General features: G+C 39.6%; 22 protein-coding genes. 10 read left to right on the top strand and 12 right to left on the bottom strand.

The features are described from left to right. Positions 1-8: 8 nt before the first annotated feature. From MUW56_RS10925 to MUW56_RS10915, 3 genes are read left to right on the top strand one after another with little or no spacing between them, the layout of a single operon-like run. On the top strand, positions 9-539 hold the full coding sequence (locus tag MUW56_RS10925; protein ID WP_292013224.1) for an SdpA family antimicrobial peptide system protein: 531 nt from the start codon (positions 9-11) through the stop codon (positions 537-539). Further along, positions 539-1,426, top strand: coding sequence for a sporulation-delaying protein SdpB family protein (locus MUW56_RS10920; protein WP_292013223.1), 888 nt, complete (start codon positions 539-541; stop codon positions 1,424-1,426). Before MUW56_RS10925 ends, MUW56_RS10920 begins: the two co-directional genes overlap by 1 nt. Then, positions 1,375-1,851: a hypothetical protein gene (locus tag MUW56_RS10915; RefSeq protein ID WP_292013222.1), complete on the top strand. Its 477-nt coding sequence runs from the start codon at positions 1,375-1,377 to the stop codon at positions 1,849-1,851. Before MUW56_RS10920 ends, MUW56_RS10915 begins: the two co-directional genes overlap by 52 nt. A 77-nt stretch (positions 1,852-1,928) precedes the next feature. Here MUW56_RS10915 and MUW56_RS10910 read toward each other — a convergent pair whose 3' ends face one another. The 9 genes from MUW56_RS10910 to MUW56_RS10870 form a co-directional block, all read right to left on the bottom strand. Continuing rightward, a complete protein-coding gene (locus MUW56_RS10910; RefSeq protein WP_292013221.1) occupies positions 1,929-2,891 on the bottom strand; it encodes a T9SS type A sorting domain-containing protein in 963 nt (320 codons plus the stop codon). Between the two features lie 42 nt (positions 2,892-2,933). After that, positions 2,934-4,289 carry an outer membrane beta-barrel protein gene (locus tag MUW56_RS10905; RefSeq protein WP_292013220.1) on the bottom strand — a complete coding sequence of 452 codons (1,356 nt, stop codon included), beginning with the start codon at positions 4,287-4,289 and terminating at the stop codon, positions 2,934-2,936. Beyond that, positions 4,282-4,848, bottom strand: coding sequence for a sigma-70 family RNA polymerase sigma factor (locus tag MUW56_RS10900; protein ID WP_292013219.1), 567 nt, complete (start codon positions 4,846-4,848; stop codon positions 4,282-4,284). Before MUW56_RS10900 ends, MUW56_RS10905 begins: the two co-directional genes overlap by 8 nt. A 95-nt stretch (positions 4,849-4,943) precedes the next feature. After that, complete coding sequence (locus MUW56_RS10895) at positions 4,944-5,525, bottom strand: DUF4840 domain-containing protein (RefSeq protein ID WP_292013218.1); 582 nt, start codon at positions 5,523-5,525, stop codon at positions 4,944-4,946. Positions 5,526-5,757: 232 nt separating this feature from the next. Continuing rightward, on the bottom strand, positions 5,758-7,173 hold the full coding sequence (locus MUW56_RS10890; RefSeq protein ID WP_292013217.1) for an efflux transporter outer membrane subunit: 1,416 nt from the start codon (positions 7,171-7,173) through the stop codon (positions 5,758-5,760). Positions 7,174-7,250: 77 nt separating this feature from the next. After that, positions 7,251-10,403, bottom strand: coding sequence for an efflux RND transporter permease subunit (locus MUW56_RS10885; protein ID WP_292013216.1), 3,153 nt, complete (start codon positions 10,401-10,403; stop codon positions 7,251-7,253). A 28-nt stretch (positions 10,404-10,431) separates the two neighbouring features. Further along, on the bottom strand, positions 10,432-11,550 hold the full coding sequence (locus tag MUW56_RS10880) for an efflux RND transporter periplasmic adaptor subunit (protein ID WP_292013215.1): 1,119 nt from the start codon (positions 11,548-11,550) through the stop codon (positions 10,432-10,434). Between the two features lie 311 nt (positions 11,551-11,861). Continuing rightward, positions 11,862-12,626, bottom strand: a complete 765-nt coding sequence (locus MUW56_RS10875) for a LytTR family DNA-binding domain-containing protein (RefSeq protein WP_292013214.1) — start codon at positions 12,624-12,626, stop codon at positions 11,862-11,864. Continuing rightward, complete coding sequence (locus MUW56_RS10870) at positions 12,623-13,681, bottom strand: sensor histidine kinase (RefSeq protein ID WP_292013213.1); 1,059 nt, start codon at positions 13,679-13,681, stop codon at positions 12,623-12,625. The genes MUW56_RS10875 and MUW56_RS10870 overlap by 4 nt, the downstream gene beginning before the upstream one ends. Positions 13,682-13,970: 289 nt before the next feature. On the opposite strand from MUW56_RS10870, the gene MUW56_RS10865 reads away from it, so the two are divergent. Further along, entirely contained in the window at positions 13,971-14,795 is an 825-nt protein-coding gene (locus MUW56_RS10865; protein WP_292013212.1) for a universal stress protein, read from the top strand. A gap of 109 nt (positions 14,796-14,904) precedes the next feature. On the opposite strand, the gene MUW56_RS10860 is transcribed toward MUW56_RS10865, so the two are convergent. Next, a complete protein-coding gene (locus MUW56_RS10860) occupies positions 14,905-15,852 on the bottom strand; it encodes an NADP-dependent oxidoreductase (protein ID WP_292013211.1) in 948 nt (315 codons plus the stop codon). A 129-nt stretch (positions 15,853-15,981) separates the two neighbouring features. Here MUW56_RS10860 and MUW56_RS10855 point away from each other — a divergent pair, with 129 nt between their 5' ends. Continuing rightward, positions 15,982-16,323 carry a helix-turn-helix domain-containing protein gene (locus MUW56_RS10855; RefSeq protein WP_292013210.1) on the top strand — a complete coding sequence of 114 codons (342 nt, stop codon included), beginning with the start codon at positions 15,982-15,984 and terminating at the stop codon, positions 16,321-16,323. 41 nt (positions 16,324-16,364) lie between these two features. On the opposite strand, the gene MUW56_RS10850 is transcribed toward MUW56_RS10855, so the two are convergent. Both MUW56_RS10850 and MUW56_RS10845 read right to left on the bottom strand, forming a co-directional pair. Continuing rightward, the gene (locus tag MUW56_RS10850) at positions 16,365-16,838 is read right to left on the bottom strand and encodes a hypothetical protein (RefSeq protein ID WP_292015404.1); all 474 of its coding nucleotides are present in this window, start codon (positions 16,836-16,838) and stop codon (positions 16,365-16,367) included. Between the two features lie 71 nt (positions 16,839-16,909). Next, complete coding sequence (locus tag MUW56_RS10845; protein WP_292013209.1) at positions 16,910-17,239, bottom strand: hypothetical protein; 330 nt, start codon at positions 17,237-17,239, stop codon at positions 16,910-16,912. Positions 17,240-17,491: 252 nt separating this feature from the next. On the opposite strand from MUW56_RS10845, the gene MUW56_RS10840 reads away from it, so the two are divergent. The 5 genes from MUW56_RS10840 (at position 17,492) to MUW56_RS10820 (ending at position 21,230) form a co-directional block, all read left to right on the top strand. After that, entirely contained in the window at positions 17,492-18,034 is a 543-nt protein-coding gene (locus MUW56_RS10840; RefSeq protein WP_292013208.1) for a hypothetical protein, read from the top strand. Between the two features lie 11 nt (positions 18,035-18,045). Further along, entirely contained in the window at positions 18,046-18,690 is a 645-nt protein-coding gene (locus tag MUW56_RS10835; RefSeq protein ID WP_292013207.1) for a hypothetical protein, read from the top strand. A gap of 12 nt (positions 18,691-18,702) precedes the next feature. Continuing rightward, a complete protein-coding gene (locus MUW56_RS10830; RefSeq protein ID WP_292013206.1) occupies positions 18,703-19,473 on the top strand; it encodes an ATP-binding protein in 771 nt (256 codons plus the stop codon). After that, a complete protein-coding gene (locus tag MUW56_RS10825; RefSeq protein WP_292013205.1) occupies positions 19,470-20,114 on the top strand; it encodes a response regulator transcription factor in 645 nt (214 codons plus the stop codon). The genes MUW56_RS10830 and MUW56_RS10825 overlap by 4 nt, the downstream gene beginning before the upstream one ends. A gap of 270 nt (positions 20,115-20,384) precedes the next feature. Next, complete coding sequence (locus MUW56_RS10820) at positions 20,385-21,230, top strand: caspase family protein (protein ID WP_292013204.1); 846 nt, start codon at positions 20,385-20,387, stop codon at positions 21,228-21,230. The last annotated feature ends 43 nt before the right edge of the window (positions 21,231-21,273 follow it).

Genomic DNA, 21,273 nt, shown 5'->3' with positions numbered 1-21,273 from the left:
GGATACCGATGCGAGTTATACTGATAAAATCAATTGTAGTAGTATTTATAGGGTTTCTGCTTGTATTTACATTTGTTAGCAGCCTATCAGGACAAACTTGCATATCTATAAGTCCTGGAATAGAGCAGACATTCAGGACTTTACTGCCTGAAGGATGGTCATTCTTCACAAGAAACCCTAGAGAAGATATGGTGACCATCTACAAGGTAGTAAACAATACCCCAATAAGAGTAAGTTCACTCAATTCTGAGACAGATAATTTATGTGGACTTTCCAGAAAAAGTAGAAAGCTTGGATATGATGTATCTACCATGCTTTCTACTCTTCCAAAAAACAACTGGGTAAAAACGAATTCTTTGAATAAGCTTGAAATTAAAAAGCAAAATTTCAATAAAGTCAACAAAAAAAACCTGCAGATCAATACTCTTGACAAAGGGCAATATATGATTGTTACCCAGCCTACGATACCATGGGCATGGTCCAAATATCCTTCCCGGGTCAATAAAGAATATACTGTTTGTTTTACTGAAATTATATAATGATGAATCATAAAAGCACTCCTTTTTCCCCGGTGTTAGGCATGGGAAGATCATTAATTGCATTGGGAACTCTTACCAACTTTCTTTTCAACAATCCTGATAATCTTTTTTTGCAGAGGACATTTAAGGCAGAAGATATGGGGAACAGCTTTAATTTATTCCATTTATTCGGTTACGACAATCTGAATTGGTCTATTTCATTGTCTATAGTGATACTGCTTCTTACGATAAGCGGCTATTGTATCAGAATAACCGGAATACTCCACTGGTGGGTTACCTTTAGTTTTTTAAATTCAGCCATTATTGTTGATGGCGGAGACCAGATAAGTTCTATAATCGCGCTGCTTCTTATTCCGGTAACCGTTCTTGACAACCGCAAAAACCACTGGCTGTATCAGATTAAAGAATCTTCAGAAATAAAAAACTTTATCGGTAAATCTTTTTTTTTCGTGATTAAAGTTCAGGTTGCGGTCCTCTATTTCAATGCGGCCGTAGGAAAATTCCCCGTTGAAGAATGGTGGGATGGAACCGCTATGTACTACTGGATCAATCATAGTAGTTTTGGAGCTCCAGGTTATTTGAAAACCATACTCTTACCTCTTGTAGAAAATAAATATACCGTATTTGTATTAACCTGGGGGTCAATGATTCTCGAGCTTTTTTTAAGCATTGCCGTGTTTTTGAGGAAAGAAGCCAGAATATTGGCATGCGGGCTCGGCATTTTATTTCATTTTCTTATTTTTATAGTATTAGGTTTGGGCAGCTTCTTTTTTGCAATGTCCGGAGCTTTGATCCTTTATTTAATTCCTTATAACTTTAATATGAGCTCATTAAGATGGAATACCATGAAAAACAATACTTTACTCAGGGCTGGATTAAAATCATAGCTTTTATTGTTCTCTTAACCGGCATTGGTACGTCTTTATTGTTCATTGTCAAAGAATCTGATTACGGGCTTGCCTCTGTCACATTTATTTTTTGTTTTCTAATCTTTCTTTTATTTTATGTTGCTTATTTGGATGTATCGGTCTCAAATACAGTTATAAAATACAAATTCTATCCTTTCCAGCTCAGGTACAGGGAAATTTCCGTTCATGACGGCATAGACCTGGAAGTTGTTGAATACAACCCCATTGCTGATTTTGGAGGATGGGGCATCAGAAAGAACAGCCATGCCACCTGCTATTCAACGGGAGGTAATTTTGCGCTAAAAATAAAAGAAAAAGGAAAAAAGGATATATATATTGGTACTTTACATCCTGACAAGTTAAAAGACTACCTATCAGCCCGGACATCATCAGCCCATTCATAAAAAAAGACCGGCACAAATCAACTTTGCACCGATCTAACCACTATTAAAACTAACAAAAAGATTAATTATTTAATCGTTTATTTCTTTATCATTTTATTTCTGTAAACACTTCCATCTGAACCTTTGGAAATAATAATGTAATTCCCCGGAACCAGCCTGCTTATATCGATCGCCTGGTTATATTGATGGTCACTTTTCTGCAAAACAAGTTTTCCGGACATATCGATGATGGAAACTTCTTTATAGACCTTATCAGACTCTCTCCCGATGTAAAGGAACTGTGCTGTAGGATTGGGATATATTTTCAGATTGTTATCTTTAAGTTTTGCTTCTCCTGTTCCTAAATTTTCACAGAAATCCCAGTTCCCGAAATTCAGTTTAACAAATGCAAACGGAGCTAACAGATGACACTGGTCCGGACAATATTCCGTACAGGCATAAAAGCCATATTCACCTGATTCTGTTGCGATATAAGAATCTCCGGAGGCACCGGGAATTATACAAGGATCACCCGCTGACGGAGGGTTGGTGGCCGGAACACATTTTAGCCAGGTATGAGTTCCATATACCAAAGGGAATATATCATCAAATTGTACGGAAGCTCCATTGCATACATTGACCTCTCCGCCGCCTACCTGTTCATAAGTTCCCGGTGTATAGGTAGACATCATCGCAGGAAGGCCATAGACAAACCCGTCTGCCATGATAGCTGGACTTTCCGCAGTACAATCACCCAAAGCCACGGCTACTTTAAAATAATACAGCTGATCATTGCCATTAATCGTTAGCTGCTGTGATGTTGCTCCCGGAATGAGTTCCCAGGGATTGTTATTGGGAGTCTGCCAGGTCCACTGCTGTTTATACCACTGATAGCTCCCGAACGCCTGTGTAGAAAGTATTTCATCTTCCGTATCACAGAATAAGATCTTATCCGGATATTTTAATCCAAGTCTCGGGCTGGTAATCGTGGGATTACACTGCGCTTTGATATTCAGCATACTGAAGAATAAAAAAGTAAAAAAAATGAGTTTTGCTTTCATATTTAAATATTTATGGTTGATTTAGTTTTAGGTGGTCCACATTCAATCAAGCAGCAGTCTGATCCCGAATTTCATATTAAATTGTAAAGGTTTCTCTTTATAGGCGGTATTAAGAGAATTATTATCCTTGAAATGATAGCCAATTCCCGGTTCTGCATACACCCCCAGCCGGTCAATGACTTTCAACTGAAGCCCCACAGCTGTATTGACTGAAAACTGCAGCGATTGGGTATCCAGTTTCTCTCTTGAGCTTTCCTTCACTTCATCGTTCACCACATAGGAAGTGGTAAGGTTTCCTGCAACAGGTTTTTCAACCAGCCCTCCTCCTGTTATATATCCTGTAAACCGGCCCTTCTGAACTACATTATAATTAACCTGGACAGGAATTCCCACATAATGAATGGTCTGCTCTCCTTTGATATAATTGGCAGCACTTCCTGAGTGCAGCTCTGAAGCCAGTTTTGTATAGTTAAGCCCTGTTCCTATTCCCCATCTTTTCCCTAAATTATAATACAGGGATAATCCCAGCGTTACAGGAACTTTATGTCTGATCCTCGCTTCCACCGGCTGGCTTTGGTTGGCCAGTAATACTTGTGTTAAAGGATTCTCATCATAAGTGGATGTACTCCATACTTCCCCAATATTCATGGGTTTACCGCTCATAGAAGCATAACCGGGAAACTGCTGTTCTGCCCCATTCGGGGAGGCATTGCCCGTGAGCATGCTCAGCATCCAGGATTCTGCAGATTTAGATTTTCTGTGGTCAGCATATTTTTCCGGCTGCTTTTCTGGTGCAGAAAGAACCTCATCTGCTCCTTTCTCCTGAGCCGGAAGGCTTATCAGCTCTTTAGCGGAAGGCAACTGCTGAAAACCCAGCGGTTTCTGATGAAACAACAGGTCTGCTCTGTTAAGCTCTAAAATACGCTGGATGCTTTTTTCATTACTTTCTTCATTCAATAACAGCTTGCTATGTTTATCTTTTAAAAATTTTGTTGTTGGCTCTGTTAAAGAGAGCCCGGATGCAAAACCGGTTTCAACAGTGTGACTGGACTGGATTACTGATTTTTCTGCTGCCGGGTTCACCTTATTTCTTTCTTTACCATTTTTCTTTGAAAAAATCTTCTCATTTTCTGTATCAGGCAGAATCTTCATCATAACAAAGAACAGTACAGCCGCCGCTGCTGCTGCTCCAATACGGTAAAACAAACGTCTGGAACCTCTTCCTACAGTATCTTTTCCCGTTATCTCCTGCTCTTCAGGAACAATAGCCGGGATCACATGATCCAGGTCTTTTTCAGAGAACAATTCGTCTCTGATGTCATCCCACAATTCCTCCGGAACATTTTCTTCATGGTCTTCCATTCTGCTACGCAGGCTATTTAACCACTCATTATTCATATTGTGCTTTTTTTGACATTGTAAACTCTTTTATTTTCTGAACAAGCAGTCCTTTTGCCCGATGAAACTGTGAGGCAGAAGAATTCTCTGCAATTCCTAAAAGCCGGGCAATCTCTTTATGACTTTTTTTCTCAAATACATACAGATTAAAAACCGTTCTATACCCGTCAGGAAGAGCTCTGATCATTTTCATAATAACCGCCTGCGGAATTTCTTCAAAATCCGGCTCCTCTTCATGGGGAAGATCAGGAAGATCATCAACTTCAACTGTTGATTTAAAATCTGCTCTTTGTTGAATGTGCTTCAAAGATTCATTCACTGTAATCCGGGTCATCCATGCCTTCAGGGAACCGCTTCCCCTGTATTCAAAAGATTCTATGGAACGAAACATTTTGATAAAGCTGTTCTGGAGTACGTCATGTACATCTTCTTTCTCAGTCATGTAGCGCGAACAGATATAAGCCAGATTACCGGAATAAGCCCCAAAAAGCTCTTTCCAGGCAGTTTCTTCCTTCAAAAGAAGGTGCTTTACCAAAATCTGTTCTTTATTTTCCTCCATGTACTGCTGCAGTATCCTGACTGAATATTGATTAAAATTCCAAGCAAAAATAGATTGCATCTTACAAAATGCAATCCATTTTATGATTATATCTATTATTTAGCTTTTACGCAAAATGGAAAATTATAACTGATCGTTTCAAAAGGACTCAGTACTACGCCATCTACCGTAATCTTTTCTGCTTCCACAGCAAATCTTAATGACTGATCCATGCCCACAAAATATCCTTTCTGTTTAGCAGCCAGCTGAACTGTAGTATTTTTAACGGCTCCATCTACAGGAATTTTTAGCTCCAAAATTTTAGGGGTAAAAATCAATTCCACTACATTATTATAGGTATTAACCATTGCTGCATATTTAAGATCATATTTTATTTTTCCCATTTCTTTAATTGCCAATTCTGTCTTTACCGGATCTTTAACCACAGAGGCCACAATTTCTTTAACCGGAAATTCTGCAAACACAATGGTATCTGTTTTCACTTTAAAATCTATGGTTTTCTCTGTTCTGGTTCCACCTTGAACCGTAATAAGCCTGCCCTTATAATTTCCTTTAAGATCCTCCAGCTTTACAGGCGGGATATCCGGTCCGTCCGTATTAAGGCATGAAAATAAACTGAGGCCGGCCAATAGTAGTGCAACAGCCATAAAAATTCTGGGTACTTTAAATTTCTTCATTACATTATTTTTTACATTAAACATTACTTATTTTCGAGTACTCATGTATATAAATCCTGTTTTTTGAAAATCTTGCATTCATTTTGAAAAAAAGAACAAACATTTTCATAAACAACTGATTTACAATATAAAAAATTTAAGCCTAGTGAACGAGAAAATGAATAATGGTCCGGTTATATATAAAAATAAAAGGAAGCGACCTGCTTCCTTTTTCATTTCTCTTTTAATGATACTATTCTATACCTCCGCCTAATGCTCTGTACAGGTCAACCTCAGCATTTAATTTTTCAAGACTAACATTGATCGCCTCAAGGTCATTCTGAAGTTTATTATTCTGGGCCGTGATCACTTCAAGGTAAGTAGCCATTCCGCTTTTATACAGTTTAAGCGCATCATTGATTCCTTTATCTAAAATAGCTGTTCTCTGCTCCAAAAGCTGCAGTCTTTCGGAAGCACCTTTAGATTGGGCCATTGCATCTGAGACTTCACCTACAGCAGTCATAACTGACTGCTTAAAGTTGATCGCCGCTTTTTCCTGTTCTATCAGGGCTGTTTCATACGCTGTTTTCAGCTGTTTTTTTTGAAAGATCGGGGCTGCCAGATTAGCGGCTATCGTCTTCGTAACCGATCCCGGAATATCAAACCATGTATTCAACTTATTGGAGTTCACTCCTATCTGTGGTGATAAACTGATACTCGGATACATGGCTGCTTTTGCCAGCCCTGTTTTTGAATTCAGGCTGACCACATTGAATTCTGCAGCCTTCAGATCCGGTCTTCGGCTCAGCAACTGGGCAGGAACTCCTTCGGACAGTTTATTTTCAGGAATCATGGTTTTAAGATTTCCCGTTCTTTCAATGGTATTGGGATATTCACCGCAAAGAATACTCAGTGCATTTTCCTGGACCGCAATATTCTGCTTGGCAAGAGGAATCAGCAACTCTGCTGTTTTCTTTTGTGCTTCTGACTGCTGAACAGCTAATGAGTTGATTTGCCCTGCTTTAAACTGAAGCTCCATCATTTTAAGGGTACTGTTGCTCAATTCAATATTCTGTTCAGCAATCTTCAGCTGCTCATCGAGGCTGATTAAATTATAGTAAGCCTGTGCCACCTGAACGACAATTCTGCTTTTTATAGCATACAGGTTTTCCTTCTGTCCAAAATATTCCGCAGCGGCAGATTCTTTCTGCATTTTGGATTTTCCCCAGATATCCACTTCCCATGAAAGCTGAAGGGTTGCCGTAAAATCATCGATGTATTTAGTTCCCAGAAACTGCTCATTCAGGGATCCGTTCAGACTGTTCTTAGAAGCCCAGCTTCTATTGGCTCCCGCATTGAAATCGAGGGTGGGCAGCAGCGACAGCTTGGCTTGTTTGTAAATAAGATCCAGCTGTTCTATATTTTTTAATGCGATATTGATTTCGTTATTTCTGGACAGCGCTTTATCAACCAGCCTTATTAATGTTGGATCCTTGAAGAAGGTCTTCCAAGGAAGGACTACCGTATCACCGGTTACCTGTACAGATTCTTTGTAGCTCTCCGGTACCTGAAGGTCCGTCCTTGTATAAGGTTTTCCTACGGTACAGGACACCACCAGCAATACCACTGCACCGGAAGCGACAAAACTTTTTATATTAAATATTCTCATTTTTCAATTGATTTTCTTCCGAATTTTTTTATTGATTCTTTTGATCGTCAGCTGCTTATGACTCTCATATTGCCGTATCATTTTTGAATCATAGCGGTTTCTATGGTACTGTATTTCTTTTTGGATGAAAATTTTTCATCCAGATACTGAAAGAACATATACAGCACAGGAATTATAAAAACCCCTAAAGCAACTCCACTCAACATTCCTATCGCAGCACTTACACTGATCGATTTGTTCCCTGAAGCCATTCCTCCGGTAGAAATCATCAGAGGAATCATCCCCACAATGAAGGCTAGCGATGTCATAATGATCGGGCGCAGCCTCGCTTTAGCGCCTTCCAATGCGGAATCCAGAATAGACAGCCCTGCTTTTCTCCGCTGCACGGCAAATTCCACAATAAGGATTGCATTTTTGGCAAGGAGCCCAATAAGCATGATCAATCCTACCTGAACATAAATATTATTATCAAATCCAATCGCTTTTATTCCTAAGAATGCTCCTACTACTCCTGTCGGAATAGAAAGCATTACGGCTAAAGGAAGAATGTAACTTTCATACTGAGCGGCAAGAAGCAGGTATACGAAAAGTAAACACAATCCGAGGATGACAGCCGTTTGGCTTCCTGCTGACTTTTCTTCCAGGCTCAACCCGGTCCATTCATAACTATAATCAGACGGCAGTTTCTCTAATGTTTTTTCTATTTTTCCCATCAGTTCTCCGTTACTGACCCCTGGTTTTGGAACTATATTAATGTTCAGCGAGTTATAAAGATTGTACCGGTTTACAGATTCCGGGCCATATACTTTTTTCAAAGTGATCAGTGTACTTGCAGGAACCATTTCACCTTTGCTGTTCTTCACAAAAATATCATTAAACGCCTGCTCGTCCATTCTGAAGATCCCATCTGCTTTGATATTCACTCTGTAGAACTTTCCAAATCTTGAGAAATTCTGAGACTGATCCCCGGAGAAATAAGTCTGTACCGTTCCTAATAGATTAGAAATACTCACTCCCAGCTGTTTTGCCTTATCTTCATTGACTTCCAGTTCTAACTGAGGATAATCTGCCCTGAACATGGTATAGGCATAGGCTACTTCCGGAGTCTGCATCAGCTGCCCGATAAGATCATCTGCCTTAGCCTTCAGCACCTGTGGATCCCTGCCCATACGGTCCTGAAGTACAATCTCCGCATCATTGGTCACTCCATATCCTTCTACCGGAGGCATTCTGAAGCTCATTACGGTTCCTTCTTTAATGACCGCCAGTTTTCCGTTCACGATGTTCATGATCTCATCAATGTCCTGAACGGCTCCTCTTTCTTTTTTAGGTTTTAATTTGACAAACCCCATGGCATAGGCAGGACCTGCACTATTGCTTAAGAGGTTGTATCCCGTGATGGATGTATTTTCCTGAACGGCATCTATACTTTTTAAAAGAGCATTCATCTTATTGGAAACCTCGGTTGTTTTTGTGAGTCCGGTTCCCGGAGGCATACTTAATGAATACATAAAGAAACCATCATCTTCCATTGGGACAAAACTCTTAGGAGTACTGGACAAGAGCCATGCTGAAAGCCCTATAATTCCGGCAACCCATCCTGCTGCGATCCATTTGCGGCCTATTAAGAACTTCACCCCCTTTGCATAGCGGTCTGTCATATTGTTGAATCCTGCATTAAATGCTACAGCAAATCTTTGTCCGAATCCTTTGGGTTTTCCTCCTTCTCCTGCATGGCTGTTTTTCAGAAATACAGCACATAAAGCCGGGGTCAATGTAAGTGCATTCACTGCTGAAATAATAATGGCAATTGCCAATGTATAAGCAAACTGCTTATAGAATACCCCTGCAGAACCGGACATAAAGCCTATGGGAATAAACACTGCAGACATCACCAGCGTAATCGAAATTACAGCCCCCGTAATTTCATTCATTGCTTTATGAGTAGCATCCCTTCCTGAAAGATCAGTCCCTTCCATATTACTGTGAACGGCTTCCACCACGACAATAGCGTCGTCTACTACAATACCGATTGCCAGTACAAGAGCAAAAAGAGTCAGTACATTGATGGTAAACCCTAATACCAGAAGGAAAAAGAAAGTACCGATAATCGCTACAGGAACGGCAATAGCAGGAATGACCGTAGATCTGAAATCCTGTAAAAAGACAAACACGACAATAAATACAAGGATAAATGCTTCTATCAATGTAGATTTTACCTGCCCTGTTGCTTCATCCAACCTTTCTTTGGTACTCATTACCTTCGTGTATTTTATTCCCGGAGGAAATGATTTTGACAGTTGATCAATTGCTTTATTGACCCCTATCTCAATTTCATTGGCGTTGGAGCCTGTGGTCTGCATGATTGCCACGGTAACCGCATTTTTCCCATTGGAAAGATTATCTCCACTGTTGGAAATCGATCCGAATTCCACGCGGGCTACATCTTTAAGCCGGACAACCTGGGTTCCTTCATTTTTAACAATAATATTCTCATATTGCTCCGGTTTATTCTTTTTCCCTTTATACCGGATGACATATTCAAGCGCCGCATCGGATTCTTCTCCTAATTTACCGGGGGCAGATTCTAAACTGTGATCTGCAATAGCACTGGAAATATCAGAAGGTTCCAGCCCGTAAGAAGACATTTTCTGCGGGTTAAGCCATATTCTCATGGAATAGTCTTTGATCCCGAAGATCTGGGCCTGCCCTACCCCCTTTACCCTTTTGACCTGCGGAATAAGATTGATATTGGCATAGTTTTGCAGAAACGTTTCATCATATTTTTTGTTGTCATCGGTATAAATATTAAAGATCAACACCATGCTATTTTGCTGCTTGGATGTTGTCAGTCCCATTCTGATGACTTCCTGAGGAAGTATCGGCGTGGCCTGTTGTACCCTGTTCTGTACGTTTACTGCCGCCTGATCCGCATTGACTCCCTGTTTAAATATGACCGAAATCGTAAATGTACCATCATTACTTGCCGTAGATTTCATGTACTGCATATCTTCCACCCCATTGATCTGCTCTTCCAGAGGAGTCACTACGGAACGGATCACCGTTTCACTGTTTCCTCCCGGATAAGAACCCGAAACAGTAATGGTAGGTGGGGAAATATCCGGAAATCTGGTCACCGCCAGCTGGTTTAATCCTATGATCCCTAATATGACAATAATAAGGGAGATTACCGTCGCCAGTACCGGACGGTCTATTATCTTTTTTAACATTTCGAATTTTCTAAGAATAATTATATAACTATTTCGAAGGAGTCACTTTAGCAACAACCGATGCCCCGTCTGTAAGGGCATCAATCCTGTTGACTGCTATTTTATCTCCTGCATTCACGCCCTCTTTTACAAAGTAATCCTGGGTGTTTCCTCCTGAAATTTCAATCTGGGTCATTTTCACCTTATCCTTACCTTCCAGTTTATACACAAAGAATTTATCCTGAATATCTTTTACAGAGGTTTTGGGAAGGGTAATCACTCCATCCAGAGCATTATGAATCATTACTCTTGCCGTTCCTCCTGATCTCAATAGCCGATCAGGATTCTGGAAAACAGCTTTCATCTGGATGCTTCCTGTGTTTCTGTCAAAATTTCCGCTGGCACTTTCCAGTCTCCCTTTATAAGGATAGGTAGAACCGTCTGCCAAAATAAGCTCCACATTTTCCGGATCCTGTCCTGATGCAGCGGCACGGCTGTGGCCTATAAAATCAGCTTCGTTCATGGCGAAGTAAACATTCACGCTTGTTATATTAGAAAGAGTGGTAAGCGGTAACGCATCGGAAGGGCTGATAAGATTTCCCACCCTGTTCGGAATTCTTCCTATGTATCCGCTCACAGGTGCTTTGATATAAGTAAAATTGGCATTGATCTTTGAAGACCCCAGCGAAGACTGGGCCTGGGCCACCTGTGCTGAGGCTGATTTATAGCTGGCCTGAGCTGTTTTCAGCTGCATATCGGAAACGACTTTCCCTTCTACAAGAGGTTTTAATTTTTCAACCTCCAGCCTTGCTGTTTCCTGAGCAGCCAATGCCGCTTTTAAGGCGGCTTCATTAGTATTCACCTGTTCGTTGTACACCGCAGGATTAATTCTGAACAATGTCTGCCCTTTACTCACATACTGTCCTTCTTTCACATATACAGCCTCCAGGTATCCTGTCACCTGGGCTTTAATCTCCACATTATCCTGCCCTTCTATACTTCCCGGATATCCGGTAGAGATATCTTCATTCCCTGTTTTTACCTGGATAAAATCTGTAGGGAGCGCCTGTACCTGCTGAGCATTCTCCTGCCCATTTCCTGAGCCGCATGAGTACAATACTGCTGCGGCTGTGAGTGAAAGCACCAGATATCCTTTTCTGTAATTCATAACCTTCGTTTTTAAATTTTACAGAGGCAAAATAAGCTCATACAATAAGGAGATTCATTCAGAAATCTGGTGAAACGTAATTAATCGCAGGTGAAGCGTATGATACTAAAAATGAAAGGAAAGCCCCGTATTTTACTTATATAAAGGTAATTTCACCCTGATTCTCAAAATATGGCTTTCATTCAAATGCGTCCGGTTCCATTACATCGGAAACGTTGTATGGCAGCAGAACATTACCGCTAAAATAATGACCCATAAAAAAGGTTGCCTCACCATAAAAGCAACCTCATAACAATATAATAATCAAGGAACTAATAATCCATCCAGGATTTAAATACGGAAGCCTTTTCCCGGCTTACAATCACTTCCATATCCGGGTGCTTTCTCAGTTCCAGTTTAAGCTTACCGTTAAAATGGTTAAGAATCTGCTTTACGGAGTCTACATGAATAATAAACTGTCTGTTGGCCCGGAAAAAAAACTTGGGATCAAGCTGTTTTTCAAGTTCTTCAAGGGTCTGAGGGACGTTTTCTACAGTCCCGGTATTCAGCATGGCCTTACTGATTCCCAGTTCTGTATAAAAATACAGGATATCTTCAGCCAAAACCGTTTTATAGCCATCCCGGTGAGGAATAAGAAAACGTTTTCTGTAGTCTTTAGGCTGCATATAATTAATTAACCCCTCAATAGCCGTTCCTATAAAAGGGACTGTTTCTATAAAGGTCTCATACCGTCTCAAAGCAAGGTCCAGCTCTTCTTCCTCAATAGGTTTCAGGAGATAATCTATGCTGTTGTATTTAAATGCCTGCACTGCATATTCATCATAAGCAGTTGTAAAAATCACCGGACTTCTTATGTCAAACTGGTTAAATATCTCAAAACTCAATCCGTCTGCCAAACGTACATCCATCATAATCATATCCGGAGCGGCATTGTTTTCAAGCCAGTTTACTGATGAGATAATCGAATCTTCTACAGCGGCTATTTCCACATGGGGTCTTAGCTTAAGCAAAAGCCTTTTCAGCCGGTCAGCATTGGGCTTTTCATCTTCTATTATTAAAATTTTATTAATCTTCATATCAAGGGAAGTTTTACCATAAATTTATCTTCAGTTTTTTCTATGACCGGTTTTGTATATCCCAGAATCTCATATCTTGCACTGATATTGGTAAGCCCCACTCCTGAAGAGTCCGGCTTATTGATCAAAGGCAAAACGGTATTAGACACCACCAGCTCTCCGGATGGAGTGGTATAAATCTCTATTTCCAGAGGGTGGGCTTTTGAAGTCTGGTTATGTTTAATCGCATTTTCAACCAGCAGCTGAACGGATAGCGGAAGGGTATACATCGCCCTGTATTCTTCCTGAATCTCAATTTTAAAGATGACCCCTTGGCCTATTCTCTTTTCTATTAAAAAAATATAGGAGTCTAAAAACCTCAGCTCTTCTTCCAGAACAATGATATCTTTTTTTGAATTGACAAGCAGATACCTGTATACCCTGGCAAACTTCTCTGAATATTCATAACCCAGCTGCTGATCTTCGAGAATAAGCTCTGACAGCACGCTCAGGTTATTAAAAATGAAATGGGGATCGATCTGCAATTTAAGGGCCTGAAGTTCCGCGGCCATCGCGGCCTGTTTATGCTTGGAAGCTCTCAGTTTATGCTGGGCTGCCTCCTCCGCTGTTTTTTTCCAGTTTTCAAGCAGATAATCAACGGTATTAAAAGCACTGATGATAAGGGATATTACAATATTGGTGGCTACCCACTGCCCCAGTAAAGTGTATTCTTTTCGGGCATCCATATCGGGTATGCTGTCGGAAGTACTCTCAATAATGAAGTTGATCACGATCACAATAAGTATACTTCCCACAATCTGGAGCCCTCCCTGAATCAATAACCGCTTTACGGTTCTGTTTTTCCAGGGGAGCAGCTTATTCAGGATCCGGTCTATAAATAGGCTGACTTCTGAAATGATCACCGAGAAAAAGAAAACCCACAAAAGATCTTCAATGATCATTTTCAATGGAGTGTCTAAATAGCCTTCCCAGGCAGGATCAAACGGATTGATCAGATAGGAAAAAATGCAAAAAGTAATGATCGCCATCAGCCAGATGATCAGCCTTCTTTTCATGGCAGAAAAGATTTTTTTACTCCGTACGATGTTTTTTCTAATCTTAGAAATCCTATTCATATGCTGTACTTGTACATGTAAAGATAAAAATACATTTTACAAGAATCTTTTCTATTTTCAATGAGACTGCCAAAACGGGACCTGAAGTGTTCAATAAGAGACTTAAAATGAAGGCTAACGTTTCATCACCTGAAAAATACATTTCAGAGTCGTTTTATGCAATGTCACCCTGTTTTTAATAGTATACGAGATCTTTCCTCTATAGTTTTGCAGGATCAATTTGGGTACAATGAAAACAATAATTGTCAGCACAGATTTCTCCCGGGAAGCAGAAAATGCCACTCATTATGCAGCGTCTCTGGCCAAAGAAAATAATTATAAAATGGTTCTGTTCAATTTGCAGACGGTCTCCATTCATGCCTTACATGCGCAGGCTTCCGCTGATTTCTTTTATGAACAAACCCTTAAAAATCAAAAAAAGATCTCCGATAAAGCTTCTGAAATAAGTTCTTTATATGCTGTAGAAACCGCGCATCATCTTGCTTCCGGAAATTTTATCGAAGAACTGGAAAACTGCATACAGATCCACAACGGGGATTGTATTGTGATGGGTATGGCAGAAAAGACCCTTGAACAAAGACTTTTGGGAAATACCGTAATCAAGGCTATCCACCGGATCAAAAAACCGATCTTGATCATTCCGGCCCACATAGAATATACCGGGGTCCGAAAGATTCTTTTTGCATATGACGCCCACCGAAACATGACCTGGTCAGCGATGAATGATATCTACTCTTTTATCCATGAATTCAATGCAGAAGTTGAAGTCTTCAATGTGAATGAACGCCTGGAAGATTTTACGGAAGTCATCCATGATGCCGATCTTAATTCCGGATATGACCCGGATGATATCAAATACAGCTTTAAAATGATCCAGTCCTTTGAAGTGATAAAAGCCATTGAAGAAGAAATCAAACGGGCCCATATTGATCTTCTCACGATGGTTCCCCACCAATACAATCTACTGGAATCTCTTTTCCACAGAAGCAAAACAGCCATAATGGCTTATAAAAACAAAATCCCTTTATTGTCAATTCCCCTAAACATAAATTAAGAATCAATAAAAATCTGTACACATTTGAATTATCCTTTTTACCTTAAAGGCTAAATTTTACACTTAATCTTGTTTAACAGGTCCGGAGTATTTTTCCGGACCTGTTTTTTTAAATATTGACCACTACTTTCCCCACCACACGGTTGGTTTCAACCTCTGAATGTGCCTTTTTTATGTCCTCGAATGAAAACATTTTATAGATCGAAGATTGTAAAACCCCCTCGCTCAATAAATCTGCGATCGCATGTATGGTCACCGCCTGCGAGGCAACCATCATAAACTCTATATTCACTTTCCTTTGCTCCGCTTTTTCCGTGACCTCTGCTGGAATTTCCGGAGACGGAAGTGTTATAATGATTCCGTTCTGGCGGACCACTTCTACAGAATCCAATAAGGTCTGCCCCTGAATCGTATCGATTACAATATCTATATCCTGAAGTTTTTCGCTAAAGTTTTCTGCTGTATAATCAATGTGTTCATCAGCTCCCAATGACCGTACAAAGTCTCTGTTTTTAGCGGATGACACTCCTATGACATAGGCTCCGAAATGTTTCGCAATCTGAACGGCAAAATGCCCGACTCCTCCTGAAGCCGCATGGATCAGCACTTTATTCCCTTTTTTTATTTTAGCGACATCTACCAGAGCCTGATAAGCTGTAGAAGCAGCCATCGATGCCGCCGCGGCTTGCGGATGGGTTATATTTTGCGGTTTTAATGCAAGATGAGCGGCCGGAGCAGCTACATACTCTGCATAGGCCTGTCCATTTCCAAAAAAGTTCACCATTCCGAATACTTCATCACCGGCTTTGAACCGGGTTACATCTTTTCCGGCTTCCACTACTTCCCCTGAGATATCCCATCCCAAAATAACAGGTCTCTTATCCCCAAAGATCCAGCTTAAGACTCCTTCATAAGCTCTTGCTTTCACATCAACAGGGTTAATACTTATGGACACTACTTTTACCAAAACCTCATCTTTAGAAATTGTTGGCTTCTCCATTTCTGTGAATTGAAGTTTTTCTATACTTCCTGCTTCGTTTATAATAACAGCTTTCATTTTTTTTTATTTAAAATTATAAAGCAAATGTAGTCTCAACGTATCTTTGTCGCAAGTATGTACTTTTTTGTATCCTACATACTTAATTTATACTATTATTGATTATCAATACATTAAAAAAGTGTTAAAATGAAAAAAAAGCTCTTGAACGAACCTTCCTGCCCGGTTGATTATGCTTTTAAGCGGATCGGAGGAAAATATAAAGGCCGGATTTTATGGTACCTGCATATGAATCCGGTGATGCGTTATGGAGAATTGCGAAAAACCCTGTCAGATATCACTCCCAAAATGCTTACACAGACAGTACGCGAACTGGAAGACGACGGGCTTGTCCATAGAAAAATCTATCATGAAGTTCCTCCCAAGGTAGAATATTCTTTAACGGATATCGGTGCTGAGCTGATTCCTTTTATTGATCATTTAAGACAGTGGGGAGAGCATCAGATTGAAAAAGAGAGGGCTAAAATCTGAGTCATCAAAATATCCAGGACACGAAACAGCCATATAACAGTCTACAAATCAACCATTAAACCCATCAAAGCCTGATAGTAATTTCCAAGGAAATCACGGTTTCCATCCAGGAACAAATAAGGCTCTATCAGTTCCAGCTCCATTAAACTAAATAAATTATTAATGAGCACACCATCCACTCTTGCATACAGCGTTGGCTGGGGTAAACTTTTCAGATAGGTTCCGGCCTGTTCTATATGTTTGGAATCTGGCGTTGGATAGCTGATGCTTCCGCCATGGTAATGCTGCACCCGGAAGTCTCCCTGTTTAGGTGTTTTTAACGAACAATGGCTGTATTTTCCATTAAAAAAGATAAATGACCATTCTCCATTTTTGATTTCTTCTACAAAAGGCTGCACCATATAATCCTGCACTTTCAGGAGGTTTTCAATTTCTACAGAACGTTCGTTGAAATCATCTCTGCCAACAGCGACTGTATTTTGTGCTCCTGCACTTACACAAGGCTTTACTACCAGTTTCCCGGTATTGAAATAATCAAAGAAATGATTGTCAAATCCGGAACCTTTTTCAAGGTATTCAGCGGGAATTACCGGAAGACCTTATCTGCAATATCTTTCAGATAATGTTTATCACTGTTCCATTTGATCACCTCAACAGGATTCAGAACTTTGACCCCCTGTTTTTCAAGGCTGCCCAGCCAGTTCAGAAATTCATTTAAATGGTTGTAATAATCCCAGGGAGATTTGATAACAGCGACATCGAAACTGCTCCAATCAACATTTTTATCATTCCAGATTGTTGGAACGATGTCTAAGCCTTTGTTTATTAAAAAACTGATCAGTTCCGTATCTTCATCATTGGCCACTCCCTGCGAGAGTCTTTCCTCTTTTTTATAGCCCACTATTGTGATTTTCATGCTTCTTGTTTTTGAATTTTATTTCAGACTCAATGTCGGGAGACCTTATGAATAAACAGAGACACAGATTTTTTTATTTCGAGGGGTACAATTGGAATAATTTTTTGAAAAGGAAAACAAACATGATGATTCATATCCATCTGAATATCAAAAAGTCGTACATTTAGTAAAGGATAAAAAACAGTGTTTTCACCCTTTTTTATAGTTGACCCATTAGCTAATTTTGCTAGATAAAAATTAAAAACCATAAAAATGAAAACTTCCTTTTTAACTCAAACCTTAAGTCTGCTTTGTGCAGCTCTTATTCTGGCTTTTTGTTTGCTAAGCTGTACTCGCTGCTCCGAACCCGTGAATGACAGTTATAAAAAGAAACTGATCAGCTACCGCGAAGGGCGGGTCCTTTTTGATGAATATTCCAGAACCAATAACGTGATTCTCACTAAATACCGGAACGGTGAACCGGATTCACGATGGTATTGGTTTTCTCTGGAAGAGATGGAAGGATATATCAAATATGTAAAAGAAAATGCCAAAAAACAGAAATTAAAAAAGGTAGGAATCCGGATCTACATGGGAAAATATCCAATGAACCATCCTAAAAACAGAATGGCAAAACCTGAATATGCAGGCTATCAAACGATATTTTTAGTTCCCACTTCACAAAAAAGAAAAAAAGACAATGCAATGTCCAGAACGGACACTTCAGAGGAAAATACAGATGTATCTTCTATAGAATCTATGAACATGACCAATCTGGCACCTCCGCCAAAAGCGTCGTCAGTATCGATGCCATAAAAAACAGCACTATGAACTGGAATATTGAAATAGGGAAACAGATATCTATGATCCTGTCCATTGTCGTGATGATTTTAATGATTATAAAATATAGAAAAACCGGAAAGGAGAATTTATTTTTTATCATAGGATATCTGCTGTTCTCCCTGATTGATATTTTTTGTTATTTCTATTACAAGCTGACGAGCCAGCCTACGGACCTATTTTATGTAATTGGCTTTTTAATGATTGTATTTTTTTTGTATTTACTTTATTATTACCAATTATTGTATGTTCCTCTGCTCAAAAAGATCCAGGCCGGCATCCTGGTTCTTTTTGTCCTCAATATTGCTGTAATGTTTTACACAGAAGATCACCTGCTCCATCATTTTTCTTTTAACATGCTTTATGTAGATATCCTCCTGTTGTTATTTTCAATTATTTTGTTCCTGTATCAAACCTTTAATTCGGATAAGATATTGGAAATTAACAATTATCTGCCGTTCTGGATTTCAGTGGCTTTACTGATCTTATTTATTGGAAGTATTCCCATTCTCTTTTTCAGAGCTACTGTTTCGGAGAGTATTTATTTCCTGATTTTATTTATGTTGAATCTGACCAGCAACAGTATACTCATACTAGGTTTAATTTGGAACAAACAGGACAGAATCATATAAATGCTTCTAGATATGGAAGAGAATAATTTGGTCATCATCTTTACAGTTACTTTATTCATCGTTGTTTTGACAATGATCTTCATTTATGTGGTTTTCATCAAGAAAAAAACAACGCTGCTGATCGCGCAAAAAGAAAAAGATTTGCGGTTTGAAAAGGAACTGGCCACATCGCAAGTAGAAATGAAGGAGCAGACACTCAATTATATCGGGCAGGAATTACATGACGATCTGGGACAAAAGCTTTCTGTTGTCCGGTTACGGCAAAACCAGCTTATCACCAAGTTAAAAAATGCAGAAAAAGAAGAATTGAATGAGCTGAATGAATTATTGGGCGAATGCATACAGGACATAAGAAACCTGTCCAAAACGCTGATCACTGAACAGATCATTCATTTCGGACTGGCGGACTCCATAGAAAGAGAAGTTCATAGGATAAAAAAATTGAAATTATTAAAAATAGAATTCATCACCCAGAAGCAGGATATTGATATTTCCCCTAAACACGGTCTGATCCTTTTCAGAATCGTCCAGGAAAGCATCAACAACATCCTGAAACATTCCAAAGCCAAAAATGTATCCATACAAATGGAAGATAACTGTGAAATGCTGCACATCAGTATTTCTGACAACGGAAAAGGCTTTGATACCAGCAGTATTCAGGACGGTTCAGGATTGAAAAATATGGAACTGAGAGCCAAACTGATTCATGCAGAGCTGTCTATACAGTCAGAATTGAATAAAGGAACACAAACTTTGATAACCTATCACAAAAATTTATTATGAAAACCATTCCCATAGCCATTGTCGATGATCATACGTTAATCTCCAAAGCATTGGAGAATATGATTGCAGAAAACACTCAATATAGGGTAATTATGAATCATCCTAATGGAGAAGATTTCATTGCCGGTATAGAAAAAGCTTCCGAATTACCGGCCGTAGTACTGATGGATGTTAATATGCCTTATAAAAATGGTATAGAAACTACAGAGTGGCTTACCGAGCATTATCCCGACATCAAAGTCATTGCACTGACAATGGATGATGATGAAAAAGTTCTCATCAGAATGCTAAAAGCGGGAGCTAAAGGATATTTGCTGAAAGACATGCAGCCTTCTATCCTCTTTCAGGCCATAGACACCGTATTTGAAAAAGGGAGTTTTTATACTGATTTTGTGGCTCAGAAATTATTAAAAGTAAAAACGGAAGAAATAAAAAATGCATCCCTTCTTTCAGAGCTGAAAGACAGAGAGAAAGAGTTTATAAAGTGGGCATGCAGTGAACTTACTTATAAGGAAATTGCCGATAGGATGTGCCTTAGCCCCAAAACAATAGACGGCTATAGAGACTCTGTTTTTGTAAAACTGGATATAAAAAACAGGGCAGGTCTGGTACTCTTTGCCTTAAAACACGATCTATGTTGATTTATTATCCCAATTGTTAATCTTATTCCTTATCTAAAAAAACAAATATCTTTACATTATACTTACCCATCCGGCAGCTTTTCAAGCTGCCGGATTTTTATTTCATAACATTCTCATATACAATTAAAAAAGTGTTTTTCCTTTTTCAAAATACGGTTTTCTCCTCTGTTTTCGTCCTTTAGAATGACGGAATTTTGTCATAGAAAAAATACAGGAAGGCCGAACCCGAAAAGCCGAAACAGAGTAGGGATTATTTTAAAAACTAATACAATGAAAAAAGCACTTATCGTAGGAATCAATGATTATGCACCCATCGGATACGGAGGACCAGACCTCAATGGTTGTGTAAATGACGCAAGAGATATGGCAAATACATTGGTGATCTGTGGTTTTAGTCCGGCAAAGATTAAAATCCTGACCAATCAAAATGCCACAAGAGCCAATATACTGAACTATCTGAAATCTCTGATCAGCACAAGTGTAAATGGAGATTCTCTTGTTTTTTATTATTCAGGACACGGAACCAGAGTGGCCAATATCGGGTCAGATCTTGAACTGGACGGTCTGGACGAAGCCATTTGTCCGCATGATTACGCAAGTGCCGGTGTCATTCGGGATGATGATTTTAAAGCGGTTCTTAGTAAGCTAAAAGCCGGAGTCAATATGGAAGTCATCTTCGACTGCTGTTATTCCGGAACAGGAACCAGAAAAATGGACCTGGGACTGGAAGCGGACCTCCTTAATGAAACCGCCCGTTTTATTCCCCCAATGCTCGAGGATGAATTTTATCTGACCTATGCCAGTGAAATAGAATCTTCTAAAAATGCTAAAAAAACAACGGCCCTCACTAAGGCTCTTATTCCTGTTGCCGGAATGAATCATACTTTATGGGCTGCAGCCAAAGACAATCAGGTATCTATGGAAGGAAGTATCAGCGGGCAGATACGAGGGTATTTCACTTATCACTTCTGTAAAATATTGCGCGCTACCAACGGCAATATCATCAGAAAAACACTTGACAAGCAGACCGCTATTGCATTAGCGGCTATGGGAGCTGCTCAGATCAACCAGACGGAAAGCATCACCGCAGAATTTTCTCAAAAAATATTTAGTTAATCCCATCCTAATACCGGCGGAATCCGAAAAGCCATTAAAAGAG

Source organism: Chryseobacterium sp. (assembly GCF_022869225.1).
Lineage (GTDB): Bacteria > Bacteroidota > Bacteroidia > Flavobacteriales > Weeksellaceae > Chryseobacterium.
The sequence above is the reverse complement of the archived record's forward strand: the minus strand, read 5'-3'. Positions and strand labels throughout refer to the sequence as shown.

What these genes read in the sequence shown, in the direction of transcription:
- MUW56_RS10925 (WP_292013224.1), top strand. Translation starts at nt 9, where the DNA reads ATGCGAGTTATACTGATAAAATCAATTGTAGTAGTATTTATAGGGTTT.
- MUW56_RS10920 (WP_292013223.1), top strand. Translation starts at nt 539, where the DNA reads ATGATGAATCATAAAAGCACTCCTTTTTCCCCGGTGTTAGGCATGGGA.
- MUW56_RS10915 (WP_292013222.1), top strand. Translation starts at nt 1,375, where the DNA reads ATGGAATACCATGAAAAACAATACTTTACTCAGGGCTGGATTAAAATC.
- MUW56_RS10910 (WP_292013221.1), bottom strand. Translation starts at nt 2,891, where the DNA reads ATGAAAGCAAAACTCATTTTTTTTACTTTTTTATTCTTCAGTATGCTG.
- MUW56_RS10905 (WP_292013220.1), bottom strand. Translation starts at nt 4,289, where the DNA reads ATGAATAATGAGTGGTTAAATAGCCTGCGTAGCAGAATGGAAGACCAT.
- MUW56_RS10900 (WP_292013219.1), bottom strand. Translation starts at nt 4,848, where the DNA reads ATGGAGGAAAATAAAGAACAGATTTTGGTAAAGCACCTTCTTTTGAAG.
- MUW56_RS10895 (WP_292013218.1), bottom strand. Translation starts at nt 5,525, where the DNA reads ATGAAGAAATTTAAAGTACCCAGAATTTTTATGGCTGTTGCACTACTA.
- MUW56_RS10890 (WP_292013217.1), bottom strand. Translation starts at nt 7,173, where the DNA reads ATGAGAATATTTAATATAAAAAGTTTTGTCGCTTCCGGTGCAGTGGTA.
- MUW56_RS10885 (WP_292013216.1), bottom strand. Translation starts at nt 10,403, where the DNA reads ATGTTAAAAAAGATAATAGACCGTCCGGTACTGGCGACGGTAATCTCC.
- MUW56_RS10880 (WP_292013215.1), bottom strand. Translation starts at nt 11,550, where the DNA reads ATGAATTACAGAAAAGGATATCTGGTGCTTTCACTCACAGCCGCAGCA.
- MUW56_RS10875 (WP_292013214.1), bottom strand. Translation starts at nt 12,626, where the DNA reads ATGAAGATTAATAAAATTTTAATAATAGAAGATGAAAAGCCCAATGCT.
- MUW56_RS10870 (WP_292013213.1), bottom strand. Translation starts at nt 13,681, where the DNA reads ATGAAAAGAAGGCTGATCATCTGGCTGATGGCGATCATTACTTTTTGC.
- MUW56_RS10865 (WP_292013212.1), top strand. Translation starts at nt 13,971, where the DNA reads ATGAAAACAATAATTGTCAGCACAGATTTCTCCCGGGAAGCAGAAAAT.
- MUW56_RS10860 (WP_292013211.1), bottom strand. Translation starts at nt 15,852, where the DNA reads ATGAAAGCTGTTATTATAAACGAAGCAGGAAGTATAGAAAAACTTCAA.
- MUW56_RS10855 (WP_292013210.1), top strand. Translation starts at nt 15,982, where the DNA reads ATGAAAAAAAAGCTCTTGAACGAACCTTCCTGCCCGGTTGATTATGCT.
- MUW56_RS10845 (WP_292013209.1), bottom strand. Translation starts at nt 17,239, where the DNA reads ATGAAAATCACAATAGTGGGCTATAAAAAAGAGGAAAGACTCTCGCAG.
- MUW56_RS10840 (WP_292013208.1), top strand. Translation starts at nt 17,492, where the DNA reads ATGAAAACTTCCTTTTTAACTCAAACCTTAAGTCTGCTTTGTGCAGCT.
- MUW56_RS10835 (WP_292013207.1), top strand. Translation starts at nt 18,046, where the DNA reads ATGAACTGGAATATTGAAATAGGGAAACAGATATCTATGATCCTGTCC.
- MUW56_RS10830 (WP_292013206.1), top strand. Translation starts at nt 18,703, where the DNA reads ATGGAAGAGAATAATTTGGTCATCATCTTTACAGTTACTTTATTCATC.
- MUW56_RS10825 (WP_292013205.1), top strand. Translation starts at nt 19,470, where the DNA reads ATGAAAACCATTCCCATAGCCATTGTCGATGATCATACGTTAATCTCC.
- MUW56_RS10820 (WP_292013204.1), top strand. Translation starts at nt 20,385, where the DNA reads ATGAAAAAAGCACTTATCGTAGGAATCAATGATTATGCACCCATCGGA.